Here is an 18,065-nt window from a genome sequence, read left to right as displayed (position 1 = left end):
CTCGGGATCGTGGCTGATCCCAATGAACCAACCTCCCGGAAATATTCCGTCCAGCGTTTCCCCGCTGTGGCCGACAAGGACGACTCCGATGCCTACAGCCGCTGTGCCACCTGGGTGCAGGCTGTATCGCACGGATTTCACCAGCAACGTCGTGATGACGAGTACCTTGCAAAGACCCTCGCCGCCTACCAGGCGGACGGGCGTGAGCTGACAGGCGTCTACGTCAACGGAGTCGTACCAGAACACTCCCTCGAGGCGAATGTCCCGGTGGCAACCTACGCCACCATGCGCAAGGACCTGAATATCGGTTTTGGCCGGCAGCTTGAGTCCAACCTGGTGACGGCTGTAACGGTCCGCGGAACACACCGCCGCCAAGGAATCCTGCGTGGCATGATCACGGCCGACCTGGCGGGCGCCAAGGATGACGGCCTGGCCATGGCGGCACTGACGGCTTCCGAAGGATCCATCTATGGTCGTTTCGGTTTCGGCGTAGCTACCTTTGAGCGCAGCATCAAAGTCGACACCGGACCCCGCTTCCGGATGAAGGGGCAACCGGAGGGAACTGTGGAAGTCGCGGATCCTTCCGTGCTGCTTGACGTGGCGCCCCGGGTGTTCGAGCGCGTCCAGCGGCTGTCGCCGGGATCGGTGGACCGGCAGGAGTATTACCGGCTTGCTGCCTCCGGCTCCCTTGGGCAGGACGGCAAGCCCGACACCAGCGTCCGCTGTGCCCTGCATTACGACCTTTCCGGAGCGTTGGACGGCTACGTCTCATACCGGTTCAAGGGTTGGGACCACAAGCCGTACACCATGGAAATAGTGGACCTCGTTGCCGCTACCAACGCTGCCTACCTGGATCTGTGGCGTTTCCTGGGCAGCATTGACCTCATCGAGGACGTGACGTGGGCTGAAGCCCCTGTGGACGATCCCTTGGCATGGGCCTTGGAGGACCCACGGTGCATCGAGGCCTCCGAGGTCCGCGACATGCTCTGGCTCCGGATCCTGGATATCCCGGCCGCCTTGCAGGCACGCCGCTTCGCCTCCGCAGGACGCCTGGTCCTGGAAGTGACGGACTCACTGTCGCTGGCAGGCGGCACCTGGGTCCTGGAGTCCGACGGTGGGGCTGCGGCGGTCGTGACTGAAGCCTCGGGCGAATCAGCGGATCTGACGATGGACGTGGCCGACCTCGCGTCCATCTATCTTGGTGCGGTGTCTCCGGTAACCCTTGCTGCTGCGGGACGCGTCCGTGAGAAATCAGCCGGTGCCGCATTCCTGGCCCAGCAACTGTTCGCGGTGGAACGCCCGGCGCATTGCCTGACGCACTTCTAAACTGCACCACGTCATCAAAAGCACATAGACACACCTAGTTAAGGACATCCATGGGGGATTCCACGCGGCGGCCTGTGGCCGGCCGGCGATCAGTGCTGCTTGGAATGGCGGGCCTCGCATCAGCTGCGTTGGCGGCTTGCGCAGCGGTGGAGGGGCCGTCAGGAGCGGCATCACCATCGGTTGCGCCGCCGACAGGCCCGGCCACGCCGCCGCCGTCGATTGCTGCCACATCAAGCGAGCAGGCCGCTGCTGCCCTTGCGCCAGCGGCCATTGCCACAGTGCCCGACAAACAGCAGATCCTGGCCGAATTCGCTGGCAGGCGGCCCACCGAGTGGGGGCTGCACATTACGGGAGTGGTGAACAATTCGCCGTCGAAGCACGTGGCGTTGACATTCGATGCGTGCGGCGGCCCTGGGGGCACTGGTTGCGACCACGCCCTGCTGACGACACTCCGCCGGCTCAATGTCCCATCGACGCTCTTCATCAACAGCCGATGGCTCCACGCCAACCCAGCGCTGGCCGCCGAGCTGGCCGCCGACCCACTGTTCGAACTTGCCAACCATGGCACCCTTCATCAGCCGCTCTCAGTCAACGGGAGGTCTGCCTACGGGATCCCTGGGACGGCCAATGCCGCGGTTGCCTACGACGAGTTGATGGGAAACCAGGCGCTGATGCGTGAACTCGACGGCTCCGCTCCCAGGTTCTTCCGGCCGGGAACCGCCTTCTACGACGATGTCGCTGTGGAGATGACGCGCAGGCTTGGGATGCTGCCGGTCAACTTCACCATCAATGGGGACGGTGGGGCCACCTATCCGGCGGCCACCGTCGCAGCCGAGGTGGCTCGCGCAGCTGCCGGCGACATCGTTATTTCGCACTTCAACAGGCCGGCGGCGGGCACTGCCGAAGGCTATGCCCGGGCTCTGCCGGGGATGCTGGACCGGGGCGCCACGTTCGCCCGCCTGGGAGACGTGCTGACCACGTGACACTCCTTTTGACCCTGCTTTGCCAATGCGACTAGAATAAACGGGCGTGTACTACGTGCATGCATCCATTTTGTATTAATCCACAAATCAGGATGACCCGGTATTTTGCCGTGTTCTGCCGTCCGGACCCGGACGGCAGCGGTTTGCCTGACCGACTCACTATCCACAACGGAGCCCCTACTACATGACCATCACCTCCACCGAGAAGCCCGGTACCCCCGTAGTCGCTATTAACGACATCGGTACCGCTGAGGACTTCCTCGCAGCTGTCGACGCCACCATCAAGTACTTCAACGACGGAGACCTCGTCGAAGGTACCGTCGTCAAGGTCGACCGCGACGAAGTCCTGCTCGACATCGGTTACAAGACCGAAGGTGTCATCCCTTCCCGCGAGCTTTCCATCAAGCACGATGTTGATCCCGGTGACGTTGTCGCCGTTGGCGATCAGGTCGAAGCTTTGGTTCTCACCAAGGAAGACAAAGAAGGCCGTCTGATCCTCTCCAAGAAGCGTGCTCAGTACGAGCGCGCCTGGGGCGACATCGAGAAGGTCAAGGAAGAAGACGGTGTCGTCACCGGTACCGTCATCGAGGTTGTCAAGGGTGGCCTCATCCTGGACATCGGCCTGCGTGGCTTCCTGCCCGCATCCCTCGTCGAGATGCGCCGCGTCCGCGACCTCGCTCCGTACATCGGTCAGCAGATCGAAGCCAAGATCATCGAGCTGGACAAGAACCGCAACAACGTTGTGCTGTCCCGCCGTGCATGGCTCGAGCAGACCCAGTCCGAGGTTCGCTCCACGTTCCTCAACAAGCTGGAAAAGGGGCAGGTTCGTCCGGGCGTTGTTTCCTCCATCGTCAACTTCGGTGCCTTCGTGGACCTGGGCGGCGTAGACGGCCTCGTTCACGTTTCCGAGCTGTCCTGGAAGCACATCGACCACCCCTCCGAGGTTGTCGAGGTTGGCCAGGAAGTCACCGTCGAGGTCCTCGAAGTGGATCTGGACCGCGAGCGTGTCTCCCTGTCGCTCAAGGCTACGCAGGAAGATCCGTGGCAGACCTTCGCCCGCACCCACGCCCTCGGCCAGGTTGTTCCGGGTAAGGTCACCAAGCTGGTTCCGTTCGGTGCGTTCGTTCGCGTCGAAGACGGCATCGAAGGCCTCGTGCACATCTCCGAGCTGGCTGTCCGCCACGTGGAGCTCGCCGAGCAGGTTGTCTCCGTTGGCGACGAACTGTTCGTCAAGGTCATCGACATCGACCTCGAGCGTCGCCGTATCTCCCTCTCCCTCAAGCAGGCTAACGAGGGCGTTGACGCTGACAGCACCGAGTTCGATCCCGCTCTGTACGGCATGGCCGCTGAGTACGACGAAGAGGGCAACTACAAGTACCCTGAGGGCTTCGACCCCGAGTCGAACGAATGGCTCGAAGGCTACGAGACCCAGCGTGCAGCTTGGGAGCAGCAGTACGCTGACGCCCAGACCCGTTGGGAAGCCCACAAGAAGCAGGTTGCCCAGCACGCTGCTGACGACGCTGCTGCTGCAACGTCCGGTGAGAGCGATTCCGGCACCACGAGCTACTCCTCGGAGCCGGCTGCTGCTGAGTCCAACACCGGCGGCGGTACCCTGGCGTCCGACGAAGCACTCGCCGCACTGCGTGAGAAGCTGACCGGCAACTAATTCCGCCTCCCTCACGGGATGTGCTGAACAGCCAAAGAAGGACCCCTGCCTCCGGGCAGGGGTCCTTCTGCTTAAAGCCTTCGCGATGCGGGAACTGCTCAGCGGCGGACGTCTACCCACTCAGTTCCCAGGGGCCGCAGCTCAAGATGTCCAGCCGTGAGGGAAGCCAACCGCGCGCGTGCCTCGGAGATGGCCGTTGCCTCGTCGGGCAAGGCGAGGTGAAGCACCGTGTGCTGGGGTTCGTATCCGGTGTCCGCCATGACGTACCCGGCGCCGCGAAGCTCGTTTTCCAAGCGGCCGGCTTCGGCATGGGGGACGTCGATGGCGCACAGACGCAATCTTCGCCGGAGAACCAATGGAGCCTCGTCCAAACCAGCGGACACCGATTCGGAGTACGCGCGGACCAGTCCGCCCGCGCCCAGCAAAATCCCACCGAAATAGCGCACGACGACGACACTGACGTCGCTGAGGTCCGTCACCCTTGGTGAGGTCTCCCGTTTGATGAGCGCCTCCAGCATGGGGATACCCGCAGTTCCCGACGGTTCCCCGTCGTCGCTGGAACGTTGGATCATCCGATCCGGACCTATGACGAAGGCTGAGCAGTGGTGTCGGGCGTCGTGGAATTCACGCCGAAGATCACTGACCAGTGAGCGCGCGGTTTGCTCATCAGGTGAGCGCCGAAGGACTGTGATGAACCGGGACCGCCGGATCTCCAGTTCGTGGCGGAAATCCGGACCAACCGCGAGGGTCGTATACGTTGTCGCGCGGCTGTCATCCTCATTTTCCACCGCTTCAGTCTAGTGTTGGAGGGTGCTGAAGATTGGGTTGACGGGCGGCATCGCCTCGGGGAAATCGCTGGTGGCGTCCAGATTGCGGGAATTGGGTGCAATCGTTGTGGACGCTGACCTCCTTGCGCGGGAAGTGGTGGAACCTGGAACTCCTGGGCTGGCCCGCGTTGTGGAAGCATTCGGCCCTGGAATCCTCGACTCTGATGGAAGGCTTGATCGGCCCAAACTCGGAGCTATCGTGTTCCACGATCCTTCGCAGCGGGAGGTGCTCAATGGCATCATTCACCCGCTGGTCCGCGAAGCAGCAGGGGCGATCGTTTCAGCAGCCGGCCCCGGCGATATCGTTGTCCAGGACATTCCACTGCTGGTCGAGACCGGGCAGGGCAGCAACTTCCACTTGGTGGTGGTGGTGGATGCGCCGGAGCCGGTGCGCGTCCAACGCATGGTGGATTTCCGGGCGATGACTCCCGACGATGCCCGAGCCCGTATCGCGGCCCAGGCCACGCGGGAAGAACGCAACGCGGCTGCCGATGTTGTCCTGGTCAACGACGGTGACCGCGAAGAGCTCCTCGCGAAGGTTGAGGCGTTATGGACGGACAGGCTGTTGCCTTTTGCCAGGAATCTCAGCCAGGGAACAAGGGCTGAACGGCACGTAGGGCCGGTCATGACGCCATACAACAGCGACTGGAGCAGGCAGGCTGACCGCCTCGCCGCCCGTATTGCCGTTGCTGCCCCCCAGCAGATCCTCGCGGTGGACCACGTCGGCTCTACATCGGTGCCGGGACTGGCGGCCAAGGATGTGATCGACCTTCAGGTGGCGGTGGCCGATCTCGAGGCCGCCGATCTGATGGCGAATCAACTCGCTGCAGCAGGGTTCCCGGCAATTCCGGGAGTCAACCGGGACACACCAAAACCCGCCCGGCCCGATCCCGCAGAATGGCAGAAGCGGTTCCACGCCAACGCTGATCCCGGCCGGCCGGTGAATCTGCATGTCCGCGTGGCCGGGTCGCCGGGGTGGCGGTATGCCCTGCTGTTCCGTGACTGGTTGCGCTCTGAACCCTCCGCTACCGCGCTGTACGAGGCGCACAAGCGCACGTTGGCGGGCACGTTTGCGGGGGAGAGCGGCACCGCTGCCTACGCCGATGCCAAGGAGCCTTGGTTTACCGACGTTGCCTGGCCACTCATGGATGAGTGGGCCAAACGCACAGGCTGGCTGCCGCCGTCGTATTTGTCTTCAGCTGAAGGCAAACGCGGACAGTAGCTGTCCTGGGGCAGGGGTAGATTGGTTTTATGAGCCTTGCCCAGGAAATCAACCGTGTCGTCGCACCTTTCGAAGTAATCAGTGAGTTCAAGCCCGCCGGTGACCAGCCGACAGCCATTGCAGAACTGACGGAACGCATCAACAACGGTGAAAAAGACGTCGTCCTCCTCGGCGCCACGGGTACGGGTAAGAGTGCCACCACGGCGTGGCTCATCGAGCAGGTCCAGCGACCCACCTTGGTGATGGTCCAGAACAAGACACTCGCCGCGCAGCTGGCCAATGAGTTCAGGGAGCTGCTGCCCAACAACGCAGTGGAGTATTTTGTCTCCTACTACGACTACTACCAACCCGAAGCATATGTAGCACAGACGGATACCTTCATTGAGAAAGATTCCTCCATTAATGAGGAAGTGGAACGCCTCCGGCACTCAGCCACCAATGCCCTGCTGACCCGTCGCGACGTCATCGTGGTGGCCACGGTGTCCTGCATCTACGGTCTGGGCACGCCCGAAGAGTACATCGCCGGCATGGTGACGCTCCGCAAGGGGGCGGAAATGAATCGGGACCACCTCCTGCGCAAGTTCGTCTCCATGCAGTACGCCCGCAACGACATGGACTTCCACCGGGGTACGTTCCGCGTCCGTGGTGACACCGTGGAGATTATCCCCATGTACGAGGAACTGGCCATCAGGATCGAGTTCTTCGGTGACGAGATCGAGAACATCCAAACCCTCCATCCCCTGACCGGAGAGGTTCTCCGCGACGAAGAGGAGATGTACGTTTTCCCCGCATCGCACTACGTTGCCGGTCCGGAGCGCATGGCCCGTGCCATCAAGCGCATCGAAGATGAACTCGCTGACCGTTTGAAGGTCCTCGAAGGCCAGAACAAGCTGGTGGAGGCGCAGCGCCTCCGGATGCGCACCACGTACGATCTCGAGATGATGCAGCAGATGGGTTTCTGCAACGGCATTGAGAACTACTCCGTGCACATTGACGGCCGTAATCCCGGGACCGCCCCGCATTGCCTCATCGACTACTTCCCGGACGACTTCCTGCTGGTCGTCGACGAATCACATGTCACCATCCCGCAGATTGGTGCCATGTATGAGGGCGACATGTCACGCAAGCGGAACCTCGTGGACTTCGGCTTCCGCCTCCCATCCGCCATGGACAACAGGCCACTGAAGTGGGATGAGTTCCTGGAACGCATCGGCCAGACGGTGTACCTGTCCGCAACTCCCGGTAAGTATGAGCTCGGCAAAGCTGACGGTTATGTGCAGCAGATCATTCGTCCCACCGGCCTCATCGATCCCGAGGTAGTGGTCAAGCCCACCAAGGGTCAGATCGACGACCTGCTCGGTGAAATCAGGACCCGCACGGAAAAGAATGAACGCGTTCTGGTCACCACGTTGACCAAGCGCATGGCGGAGGATCTCACAGATTACCTGGTGGGCCACGGCGTCAAGGTGGAGTACTTGCACTCCGACGTCGACACCCTCCGGCGCGTGGAACTGCTCCGTGAGCTGCGAATGGGCGTGTTCGATGTCCTCGTAGGCATCAACCTCCTCCGCGAAGGCCTTGACCTGCCTGAGGTTTCCCTCGTGAGCATCCTCGACGCTGACAAGGAAGGTTTCCTGCGTTCTTCCACCTCGCTCATCCAGACCATCGGCCGCGCAGCGCGTAACGTTTCGGGCCAAGTCCACATGTACGCGGACCGGATTACCGACTCCATGGCCCACGCCATTGAAGAAACCAACCGGCGCCGTGCCATCCAGGTGCAGTACAACACGGACCATGGCATTGATCCGCAGCCGTTGCGGAAGAAAATTGCTGATATCACGGACCAGTTGGCCAAGGAAGACGCAGACACCCAGGAACTGCTCAACAACAACCGACTCGCCAAGGGCGGCAAACGCGGCAAGTCGGCAGCCAAGGGTGCGGCGACAGTTCGGCAGGATGGCCTTGCCGCCGCTCCCGCCGAGGACCTGGTGGGACTCATTGAGCAACTCACCGAACAGATGCACGGGGCGGCTGCTGAACTGCAGTTCGAAGTCGCTGCCCGCATCCGTGACGAAGTCAAGGAGTTGAAGCGCGAATTACGCCAGATGCAGTCCGCCGGGCACGCCTAAGGTAAGGTTTAGGTCACGTAGGGGAGTATCCCAAGCGCTACGTCCGTCAGCACGCAAGGCACAGATGCCTCGCCGGATCTAGCGGGCCGCCAATTCTTGCATTCACCGCACCCTGGCAGGCCGGAGAGACTTACACCGCTTTCCCGTACCCTGCGAAAGGCACCTTTAATGCAGCTTCCCGTCTGGTTTGAGATCGGCTCGTTTGTCGTTCTCGGAATCATCCTGCTGATCGACCTCCTGTTGGTCGTCAAGCGTCCCCATGAACCTTCCATGAAAGAAGCCGGCCTGTGGGTCGCCTTCTATGTAGGACTGGCACTGCTCTTTGCCGTGGCCATGTTCATCTTTGCCGGTGCAGAGTATGGCGGCCAGTTCGTCGCCGGCTGGGTCACTGAGTACAGCCTGAGCATCGATAACCTCTTCGTTTTCATCATCATCATGGCCCGTTTCTCGGTGCCCCGTAAGTACCAGCAGGAAGTGCTGATGGTGGGCATCATCATCGCCCTGATCCTCCGCGGTATCTTCATCGCGCTGGGTGCCGTGGTCATCGAGCAGTTCAGCTGGGTCTTCTACATCTTCGGCGCCTTCCTGCTGTGGACTGCCTGGAAGCAGGCGAAGGACTCCGGCGAAGACGAGGAAGACACCGAGAACCCGCTCATTGCCCGCCTTCGCAAGGTCCTGCCGATGTCCGAAAAGTTCGACGGCAACAAGATCCGCACCACCGTGGACGGCAAGAAGGTCTTCACCCCCATGCTGATCGTCTTCATCACGATCGGCCTGACAGACCTCCTCTTCGCAGTGGACTCCATCCCGGCGATCTTCGGCCTGACGCAGAGCGCGTTCATCGTGTTCACCGCAAACATCTTTGCACTCATGGGCCTGCGCCAGCTGTACTTCCTCCTCGGTGGCCTCATGACCCGCCTGGTGTACCTCAAGCACGCACTGTCCGTCATCCTGGCGTTCATTGGCGTCAAGCTCGTCCTGCACGCCATGCACGTCAACGAGCTTCCGTTCATCAACGGCGGACAGCACATCGAATGGGCACCGGAGATCCCCACCTACGTTTCCTTGGCGGTCATCGTTGGAACGATCGTCATTGCGGTTGTAGCCAGCCTCCTGAGCCCGGCAGCACGCCAGGCCAAGATCGATGCCCGGTTGGAAGAAGACGCACGAAAGAGCTTGAGCGAGGCAGAGTAACTCTCCTTGGAAAGTTGTAGTCTCGTGAAGTGACTACCACTTCAACTACGGCGCTGGACCCACAACGGGTTCAGCGCCGTACTGTTTTCCTGCTCAGTTCCGCACAACTTCTCAGCGGCGTCGGCAACGGAGCCACGCTCTCCATCGGATCGTTGCTGGCAGTGGACCTGTCAGGGTCAGAAGCGTGGGCCGGCTCCATCACCACAGTGCTGACACTGGCCGCAGCGATCGCGGCTCTTCCCCTGGCGCGGCTGGCAGAAACGCGGGGACGCCGGACAGGTTTGGTGACAGGACTGGTGGCCGCGATGATGGGGGCGCTCCTGGTTATTGCGTCCGTGGTGGGCCAGTCCTTCGTGCTGCTCTTGTTGGGCGCAGCTTTACTGGGTCTTGGAACCGCCGCGAACCTGCAGGCGAGGTTCGCCGCCGTCGACCTCGCTGACCCGGAGCACCGCGGACGGTCATTGTCCACCGTGGTCTGGGCCATCACCATTGGTGCTGTCGCCGGCCCCAACCTGATCCAGCCGGGTGCAGTGGTTGGGGAGGCACTCGGGCTGCCGCCCATTGCCGGCCCCTTCGTATTTTCTGCGGCCGGCCTGTTCCTTGCAGCCGTCCTGTTGTTCGCGGGCCTTCGCCCGGACCCCCTGGTGCTGTCCAGGCGGCTGGCATCCCAGGCAAACGGCGACGCAGGCGAGGGCGCGCTGCCCGTCAGGGGTACCATCCGTTCAGGATTGCGCGCCGTGCGCTCATCACCGTCGGCGATGCTGGCCCTGGCCGCCGTTGTGGCCGCGCACGGCGTCATGGTGGCCGTCATGTCCATGACGCCCCTGCACCTGCAGCAACTCGTCGGCGGTTCCCATGCAGGACACCATGGCGGAACCACGGACAGCGAGGATGCCTTGGTGATCATCGGCCTCACGATTTCGCTGCACATTGCCGGAATGTTTGCTTTGTCGCCTCTCTGGGGGTGGCTCACTGACAAGGCAGGGCGCCTGCAAACCATCGCCATGGGCCACGGCCTGCTGCTGGTTGCCGTGTTCATTGCCGGTTTTGGCCAGCACGAGCCTGGTCTCGTCACCGCTGGCCTGATCCTCCTGGGCCTGGGCTGGTCCGCCGCAACCATCTCCGGGTCAACGTTGCTGGCTGAAAGCGTTGCCCCCGATGCGCGCGTTACCGTTCAGGGCGTCTCTGACACCCTCATGGGTGGCGCCGGCGCCATTGGCGGCGCCACCTCCGGTCTGCTGCTCGCGTGGATCGGATACCAAGGCTTGAACATCGCCTCGGGCGCCCTGGCTGCCGTAGTGCTGGTTTTGACGCTCGTCATGGCCGTACGGTCAGCACGGGCCCAGGACGCGCCGTCGCACCAGCCGCCGGCCTAACGGACCGCCCGAACCATCCCAAGGAGACGTGCGAAGATTCCCTCGCCATCTTCCCCGATACCATCGTGGTGGAAATCCGCGGTGACCCATGGTTGAAGGCCCCGCACTGCAGCCGCAGTTTCCAGGGACAGGTCATGGTCCACATAGATATCGTCCTTATAGACGGCGGCCGCTACGGGGACAGTGTTTACCGCCAGCCGTTCGGGGCTGTACAGGGGCTTCCAGTCCTTCTTGGCCGCCAAATGCCCAGCCACGTCCCGCAGGGGAACCAAGGCCGGATCCTGTTCGAAATACCAGGGGTAGACCATCTCACCGGTGAGCAGTGGCTCGTTCGCGTCGGGTTTGAATTCCGGGTGGTCCTCCAGCACCCGCCACGCGGCCCAGTTGGTTGCCTCACCCTGTCCGTAAATCGACTCATGGACGACGGCGTACAGAGGGTTGGCCGCGCGACTCACGAGGCTCCGCACTTGTTCAAGGAACGCCTCGGACAAGCGTGGACCGGAGGGCGTGTCAATAAATGCATCCTCCAGGAGGTAGTGCAGCGCATCCACCCGGGTGTTGCCCCCGAGGAAGGACCCGACCATCTGGAAACGCTCGGTCGTGAGCCTTTCGCCGCTGGCGAGGAACTCATCATGCTGGTCCAGGTGGCGGGCGATCCGGGTGACGATGTCCCGGTCTTCCGGGTACCAGGAGAAGTATTCCGCGTTCCGCAAAGCGACACGGTGGAACGTGGCCTGGTACACGCGGTCCGCCGGACCGTGGAGCGGCGCCAGCCCACCAGTGATAAGGACCTCGCGGAGGCCCTCCGGCGCGAAGGAGAGGTACGTCAACGCGCAGAAGCCGCCGAAACTCTGGCCGAGGACAGACCATGGACCGGAACCGAGCACACGGCGGATGTACTCAGCGTCAGCCACGATCGAGTCGGCACGGAAGTGGGTCAGGTATTCGGCTTGTGCTGAAGGGTCGCCCCGGAGTTCGAGTGACTGTTGTTCAACGGGTGTGGACAAGCCTGTGCCGCGTTGGTCGAGCATCAGGATGCGGAATTCCTTCGCGGCCGCCTTCATCCAACCCGACAATGATGTGACCCGGTTGCCGCGGCCGCCCGGGCCGCCTTGCAGGAACAACAACCAGGGCAGCCTGGCGGCTTCCTCGGCCGTGTGGTCGGTGGATGAGTATTCCCTGGCAAAGACCGTGATGGTCTCGCCGGCGGTGGCTGATTCATCCGGTACGTGCACCAAGGGAACGGTGAAATAGTGCTCCGCCGTTCGCAGCCCGCGGAACTCGTGGCGTGCGTGGACACTGTGCACGCCGGCAGTGCTGCGGCCGGCGGTCTGTCCGGGGGACTGGTCAGCCACGGGCGAGAGCCTCGTTCGCCTGGCCCGCGTTCGTGCCGAAGGCCTCAAGGGCCTCGCCGGTCAGGCGGAACGTGGACCACTCTTCCATGGGGAAAGCGCCCAGGTTCTTGTAGAACGTGATGGAGGGTTCGTTCCAGTCAAGGACGCTCCACTCAACACGGGCGTAACCACGTTCGACGGCGGTGGCCGCCAGATGCTGCAACAGCGCCTTGCCATGGCCCTCGCCACGTGCTTCGGGGATCACGTAGAGGTCTTCCAGGTAGATGCCGTGGACGCCCTCCCACGTGGAGTAGTTCAGGAACCAGAGGGCAAACCCTTGAACTGCGCCGGCACTGTTTTCGGCCATGGTGGCGTAGACACGGGGGTTCTCGCCGAAAAGTACTTCGGTCAGCATGGCCGGGGTATTTTTGACTGCGTCCGGTTCCTTCTCGTAGATCGCAAGATCATGGATCATCCGGAGGATGGCAGGGACGTCGTCTACAGTGGCTGGGCGGATTACACTCATGGCTCCGAGCTTACTAGGGGAGCCGCGCCTGCCGCTCCCGGTTCTTCCTTACTGCCAAGCCAAGGCGGACGTTCCGTACTTCACCGGGGCCTTGCGGTATTGGAGGGGGACACCGTCCACGGTCAGGGGTGGCCCTACGAAGCGGAGTGGCCCGTAGGGGCTGTCCACCAGACGGAAGTCCGGGATGGGCATTCCGCCGACGCCGCTGGCGGGCCCGGGCACCGACAGGCGGAAGAGCGCCTCCGCCGTGCGGACCAGGGAAACGTGTGCCGATCCTCCTCGTCCAGTGTGGAGGCGCTCTGACAGGAGAGCCAGGGCGGCTGCAGCAACACCGTACCCCGTTGCGTGGTCCAGTGCCTGGACGGGCAGCGCGCCGGGTGTCCACCCGTCGTCGACGTTTCCGTATCGCTCCGCGATTCCGCAGGCTGCCTGTACCAGGCTGTCGAAGCCGCGCCGGCCATTCCACGGTCCTGAGTCGCCCCAGGCGCTTAATGTCACCACCACCAGATCAGGCCTGGCGGCCAGCATCCTGTCCGGGTTCACACCGAATCTGTCCAGTCCACCGTGACGGTAGCCGGTCACTGCGACGTCGGCCGCCGAAAGCAGGCGGTGCACCACGTCCAAAGCCTCGGCATTGTTGAGGTCGGCTTCGGCACTGCGCTTATCGAACCCGGAATCAACAAAGGCATCAGTGAGCTCAGGAAGACCCGGCGGATCGATCCGCAGGACATCCGCACCCAGGGCGCCCAGAAGTCGGGTGGCCGTGGGCCCCGCTATGACGCGGGTCAGGTCCAGGACCCTGAGTCCGGCCAGGGGACGGAATGGGTCTGTTGAGGGAACCCACGACGACGACCGCGGACTTTCAACCGGCGCTGCAGGAGACGTGAATCCAATCCACGGTCCCGTGCTTGCCGCGGTATGCATGGGTGTGGCAGTCCACTCTTCCCGGCTACGGACGGCCGCGGCCACACCCCTCCCGGCAATAATGGCTTCCTCTGCCTCCAGAGCGGTCATGGAAAGCAGCACTCGGTCAAGGCTCTCGGGCGTCGAAATCCGAAGCGTTTCCATCAGCCGCGCCGCATGGTGCGGATAGTTGGCATGCAGACGGATCCAGCCATCTGCGGTGGGACGGAACCCGGACATCGGAGCAAAACCCTGGGGTTTCCGGCCCGAGATCCTCAGGTGCCCCAAGGAATCAAAAGACGCTGCCGTCAATTCTGACGACACCGCGTAACGGCCCGTAGAACCCGTCAGGGATTCGAGTGCAGTGGCTGCTGCCTGGACGGACCCCAACGCGAGCCCTTCGACGTCCAGGCTGCCACCCCACCACCAGCGCGGACCGATGCAGGCTGCCGGCTCTGCAGTAGCGAAGGCGTCCAGCAACCGCAGGCTGCCGGTCAGGTCCGGGACCGGTTCCACAGCGGTTGGCCTAGAGCCTGCCGGCGTCTGTCACGCGAACCACGGCGGTACCGGTCTCGTCAGATGCGGCCAGGTCAACTTCGGCCGAGATTCCCCAGTCATGGTTGCCCGCGGGATCATCGAAGATCTGCCGCACTTTCCAGGTGCCGGGTTCCTCGGTGATGATGAGCAGTCCCGGGCCACGGGCATCAGGACCCGTGCCGATGTCGTCGTGTTCATCAAAGTAGTCATCCAGGACTTCTTCCCAGCGTTCTGCGTCCCAGCCGGCATCGCCATCCAGCTCGCCCAGTGCCGCTGAGTCCTCATCAGCAAAGAGTTCAACCCGGCGGAACATTTCGTTCCGGACCATCACACGGAAAGCCCGGATGTTGGACGTCAGGAGCGGGGGCGGGGGAGGGGGAGCGTCGTGCGGTGTGGGTGCAAGCCCCGAAGTGAGCTCTTCCCATTCATCCAGCAGGCTGGAGTCAACCTGGCGGACCAGTTCTCCCAGCCACGCAATCAGGTCTTCAAGGTCCTCCCGCAGCGAATCCTGGGGAACGGTCTGGCGCAGGGCGCGGAACCCGTCCGCCAGGTAGCGCAGGACGATGCCCTCCGAGCGGGCCAGGCCATAGAACTGCACGAACTCACCAAAATTCATGGCGCGCTCGTACATGTCCCGGATGATGGATTTCGGCGCAAGCTCAAAGTCGCCCACCCACGGCGCAGCCTTGCGGTAGACCTCAAAAGCTTCGCCGAGAATGTCCGCCAAAGGCATGGGGTACGTAACTTCGTCAAGCATGGCCATCCGCTGGTCGTACTCGATGCCATCGGCTTTCATCGCCGCAACGGCCTCGCCGCGTGCCTTCTTCTGCTGCGCCGAAAGAATCTGGCGGGGCTTCTCCAAGGTTGACTCGATCACGGAGACAACGTCCAGGGCGTAGGACGGCGACTCGGGATCAAGCAACTCCAAGGCGGCCAACGCGAAGGGGGAGAGCGGCTGGTTCAGGGCGAAGTTTGCCTGCAGGTGAACTGTCAGGCGTACGGAGCGCCCCTCAACTTCCTGCTCCTCCTCCGGGATGCGTTCAACCACACCTGCGGCCAGCAGCTCGCGGTAAATCCCCAAAGCTTTCTTCATGAGCTTGAGCTGGGAAGCGCGGTTCTCGTGGTTTTCGCTGAGCAAGCGCCTGGTGGCCTGGAACGGGTCACCCGGGCGCTCCATAAGGTTCAGGAGCATCGCGTGGGTCACAGTGAAACTGGACGTCAGCGGCTCAGGCACGGACTCAACCAGCCGCTTGAACGTGGGCTCACCCCAGGAGACAAATCCCTCAGGAGGCTTCTTCTTCACCACTTGCCGCAACTTCTTTTGGTCATCGCCGAACTTGGCGGTTGCCTTGGCCATCGCCTTGGTGTTTTCCACCACGTGGTCCGGCGCCTGGACGACCACCGTGCCGGCAGTGTCGTACCCCGCGCGTCCGGCGCGTCCGGCAATCTGGTGGAACTCACGTGAGTTAAGCGATCTGGTGCGTACGCCGTCGTACTTGCTCAGAGCAGTCAACAACACAGTCCGGATGGGCACGTTGATGCCCACCCCCAAAGTGTCGGTACCGCAGATGACTTTCAGCAGCCCGGCTTGGGCCAGTTGCTCCACCAAGCGGCGGTATTTGGGAAGCATGCCGGCGTGGTGGACACCGATACCGTGGCGGACCAGCCTGTTGAGGGTTTTTCCGAAACCGGCGGCGAACCGGAAACCTGCAATGAGCTCAGCGATCCGGTCTTTCTCCGCGCGGCTGCACATGTTGATGCTCATGAGGTTCTGGGCACGCTCAATGGCTTCGGCCTGGCTGAAGTGGACCACGTACACCGGGACCTGCTTGGTGGACAGCAGTTCTTCCAGGCTCTCGTGGACCGGGGTCAGGTGGTAGTAGTAGTGCAGCGGGATAGGACGTTCGGCTGAGCTCACTGTGGTGGTGGACCGGCCAGTGAGTTCGGTCAGACCGGTTTCGAAGCGTGTGACGTCTCCCAGGGTCGCGGACATCAGGAGGAACTGTGCCTGGGGGAGTTCCAGCAGGGGTACCTGCCACGCCCATCCGCGCTGGGGATCGGAGTAGAAGTGGAATTCGTCCATGACCACAGAGCCGAGCTCCGCCGTCGAGCCTTCGCGGAGGGCAATGTTGGCCAGGATTTCAGCGGTGCAGCAGATGATTGGGGCATCCTGGTTGACGCCGGAATCGCCCGTAATCATTCCCACGTTCTCCGCGCCGAAGATGTCGCAGAGGGCAAAGAACTTTTCGGACACCAATGCCTTGATCGGAGCCGTGTAGTAGCTGCGCTGGCCCCGTGCCATCGCCTCGAAGTGTGCCGCGATGGCCACCAACGATTTTCCGGAGCCCGTGGGGGTGGCGAGGATGACGTTGGCGCCGGAGGCAAGCTCCATGATCGCTTCGTCCTGGGCCGGATACAGCTGTAGCCCGCGGGTTTCCGTCCACTCCACGAACCGTGTGTAGATTTCGTCCGGGTCCAGGGGACCGGTGGCGGTGGAACCGGGAAGCTGCTCAAGAAGTTTCATTGGTTTCCAGCTTAGTGCCCGCACGGTTTAGGCTCGGCCCAGCAATGGTGGCAGATGCGAGGAGGCTTTGATGAAGTGGGATCCGTCCAAGTATGTGGAATTCGGAAACCATAGGGACCGTCCATTCCACGACCTCGTCGCGAGGGTCCAGGCCAGTGAACCCCGCACGGTAGTGGACCTCGGCTGTGGCCCCGGAAACCTTACTGCTACGCTCACCGAGCGCTGGCCAGGCGCCCGCATTGTTGGCCTGGACTCCTCTGCGGAGATGCTCGCTCAAGCAGGCGCCCTCACGCAGCAGTTCACGCATCTGGAATTTATGCAGCAGTTCACGCATCTGGAATTTATACAGGGTGATATCGCGAAATGGTCGCCCGACGCCGATACCGATGTAGTTGTCAGCAATGCGGCGCTCCAGTGGGTTCCCGGTCACCAGGACATGCTGGCCGGCTGGCTGCGGGCCCTGCAGCCCGGGGCATGGTTTGCCTTGCAGGTTCCCGGCAATTTCACCTCTCCTTCCCACACCCTGATGCGGCACCTCGCGGAATCGCCCCAGTGGTCGGCCCGGCTGGACGGCGTTCTTCGACATGACGGTGCAGTAGGGAGCCCGGCGGACTACTTGGGAATCATGCTCGACGCCGGATGCTCGGCCGACGCTTGGGAAACCACCTACCAGCAGGTACTGCCGGGCAGTGACCCGGTCCTGCAATGGGTCCGCGGCACAGGTCTCCGTCCCGTGTTGGCGGCATTGTCCTCTGAAGAAGCTGCCGACTTCGAGACGGAGTACGCCGCAATGCTGCGCGAGGCCTATCCCGCAACAAGCCATGGAACCGTCTATCCGTTTCGACGCATTTTTGCCGTGGCACGGAAGAACGCGTGACGCCGTTGGATTCCCCGGGAGGGGAGGCAGCGACCTTCTTGCGCCGTGAGCTGCATGGTGATCTGCCTGGTCCTCGATGTGGATGTGCCTGTCGTCATGGCTTGTCCACTGCCGTCGTCGCTGGTCTAATTCTCGGCATGGACCAAGGACGCTTCCGACATCAAACGCCCCGCCACATGCCGGCACCCGGGCGGAGGTCGTTGTGACTCCCACCGGCGATTTCCCGGGCACCTGGCGGCCCAACACCACCAGCGCTGTCGCCCTCTTTGAACAGTTAAGGTTGCGGATCATCGAGCTCGCTGACTCGGGAGTCCTGGCGGTTGGAGCGAAACTGCCACCCGTGCGCAATCTGGCCGGCGTACTGGACGTCGCACCCCACACCGTCGCCCGGGCTTACAAAGAACTGGAAGCCGCGGGCGTCGTGGCAACCCGCGGTCGGAACGGCACCGTGGTCTGTGCCCGGGACGATCGCTGGGGAGCGCTGGCCGAGGTGGCCGGGCAGTATGCGTCCGCTGCGAAGGCACAGGGCGCCTCTTTCGCCGAGGCAGTCCAGCTTCTCGCCGCAGCGTATGACGCGGATTGATACCGATCGGTAGCATGTGAGGCACGACATGGAAATTCGAAGAAGTTTTCGATTAGCA

Annotated in this window: 14 protein-coding genes; 9 read left to right on the top strand and 5 right to left on the bottom strand. The window is 62.7% G+C overall.

Annotated features, from left to right (window positions below):
* Nucleotides 1–9 precede the first annotated feature (9 nt).
* The 3 genes from WBN73_RS12020 (at nucleotide 10) to rpsA (ending at nucleotide 3,975) form a co-directional block, all read left to right on the top strand.
* Nucleotides 10–1,326, top strand: coding sequence for a GNAT family N-acetyltransferase (locus WBN73_RS12020; RefSeq protein ID WP_337340352.1), 1,317 nt, complete (start codon nucleotides 10–12; stop codon nucleotides 1,324–1,326).
* A 50-nt stretch (nucleotides 1,327–1,376) separates the two neighbouring features.
* Nucleotides 1,377–2,309, top strand: coding sequence for a polysaccharide deacetylase family protein (locus tag WBN73_RS12015; protein WP_337340351.1), 933 nt, complete (start codon nucleotides 1,377–1,379; stop codon nucleotides 2,307–2,309).
* A 184-nt stretch (nucleotides 2,310–2,493) separates the two neighbouring features.
* On the top strand, nucleotides 2,494–3,975 hold the full coding sequence (rpsA, locus tag WBN73_RS12010; RefSeq protein WP_026540604.1) for a 30S ribosomal protein S1: 1,482 nt from the start codon (nucleotides 2,494–2,496) through the stop codon (nucleotides 3,973–3,975).
* A 98-nt stretch (nucleotides 3,976–4,073) separates the two neighbouring features.
* Here the strand turns inward: rpsA and WBN73_RS12005 are convergent, their stop codons facing one another.
* Complete coding sequence (locus tag WBN73_RS12005) at nucleotides 4,074–4,763, bottom strand: IMPACT family protein (RefSeq protein ID WP_337340350.1); 690 nt, start codon at nucleotides 4,761–4,763, stop codon at nucleotides 4,074–4,076.
* 22 nt (nucleotides 4,764–4,785) lie between these two features.
* On the opposite strand from WBN73_RS12005, the gene coaE reads away from it, so the two are divergent.
* The 4 genes from coaE (at nucleotide 4,786) to WBN73_RS11985 (ending at nucleotide 10,723) form a co-directional block, all read left to right on the top strand.
* Nucleotides 4,786–6,024 (top strand): dephospho-CoA kinase, encoded by a 1,239-nt coding sequence (gene coaE, locus WBN73_RS12000; RefSeq protein ID WP_337340349.1) that lies wholly within the window; start codon nucleotides 4,786–4,788, stop codon nucleotides 6,022–6,024.
* A gap of 29 nt (nucleotides 6,025–6,053) precedes the next feature.
* Nucleotides 6,054–8,153, top strand: coding sequence for an excinuclease ABC subunit UvrB (uvrB, locus tag WBN73_RS11995; protein ID WP_011774759.1), 2,100 nt, complete (start codon nucleotides 6,054–6,056; stop codon nucleotides 8,151–8,153).
* Between the two features lie 168 nt (nucleotides 8,154–8,321).
* Complete coding sequence (locus tag WBN73_RS11990; protein ID WP_337340348.1) at nucleotides 8,322–9,347, top strand: TerC family protein; 1,026 nt, start codon at nucleotides 8,322–8,324, stop codon at nucleotides 9,345–9,347.
* 29 nt (nucleotides 9,348–9,376) lie between these two features.
* Nucleotides 9,377–10,723, top strand: coding sequence for an MFS transporter (locus WBN73_RS11985; protein WP_207593498.1), 1,347 nt, complete (start codon nucleotides 9,377–9,379; stop codon nucleotides 10,721–10,723).
* Here the strand turns inward: WBN73_RS11985 and WBN73_RS11980 are convergent.
* Genes WBN73_RS11980 through WBN73_RS11965 form a run of 4 tightly spaced genes read right to left on the bottom strand, consistent with a single transcriptional unit; the run spans nucleotide 10,720 to nucleotide 16,547 of the window.
* On the bottom strand, nucleotides 10,720–12,078 hold the full coding sequence (locus WBN73_RS11980) for an alpha/beta fold hydrolase (RefSeq protein ID WP_337340347.1): 1,359 nt from the start codon (nucleotides 12,076–12,078) through the stop codon (nucleotides 10,720–10,722). The two genes, WBN73_RS11985 and WBN73_RS11980, sit on opposite strands and share 4 nt — an antisense overlap.
* Nucleotides 12,071–12,583: a GNAT family N-acetyltransferase gene (locus WBN73_RS11975; RefSeq protein ID WP_207593500.1), complete on the bottom strand. Its 513-nt coding sequence runs from the start codon at nucleotides 12,581–12,583 to the stop codon at nucleotides 12,071–12,073. Before WBN73_RS11975 ends, WBN73_RS11980 begins: the two co-directional genes overlap by 8 nt.
* Nucleotides 12,584–12,631: 48 nt before the next feature.
* On the bottom strand, nucleotides 12,632–14,002 hold the full coding sequence (locus tag WBN73_RS11970) for a CoA transferase (RefSeq protein WP_337340346.1): 1,371 nt from the start codon (nucleotides 14,000–14,002) through the stop codon (nucleotides 12,632–12,634).
* Nucleotides 14,003–14,012: 10 nt separating this feature from the next.
* On the bottom strand, nucleotides 14,013–16,547 hold the full coding sequence (locus WBN73_RS11965) for a DEAD/DEAH box helicase (protein WP_337340345.1): 2,535 nt from the start codon (nucleotides 16,545–16,547) through the stop codon (nucleotides 14,013–14,015).
* A 70-nt stretch (nucleotides 16,548–16,617) separates the two neighbouring features.
* Between WBN73_RS11965 and WBN73_RS11960 the strand changes: the two genes are divergently transcribed.
* On the top strand, nucleotides 16,618–17,424 hold the full coding sequence (locus tag WBN73_RS11960) for a trans-aconitate 2-methyltransferase (protein WP_337340344.1): 807 nt from the start codon (nucleotides 16,618–16,620) through the stop codon (nucleotides 17,422–17,424).
* A gap of 202 nt (nucleotides 17,425–17,626) precedes the next feature.
* Complete coding sequence (locus WBN73_RS11955; RefSeq protein WP_207593504.1) at nucleotides 17,627–18,007, top strand: GntR family transcriptional regulator; 381 nt, start codon at nucleotides 17,627–17,629, stop codon at nucleotides 18,005–18,007.
* The last annotated feature ends 58 nt before the right edge of the window (nucleotides 18,008–18,065 follow it).

The sequence above is a fragment of the Paenarthrobacter sp. CCNWLY172 genome (genome assembly GCF_037402035.1).
Lineage (GTDB): Bacteria > Actinomycetota > Actinomycetes > Actinomycetales > Micrococcaceae > Arthrobacter.
This window is presented reverse-complemented; position numbering and strand designations above follow the sequence as displayed.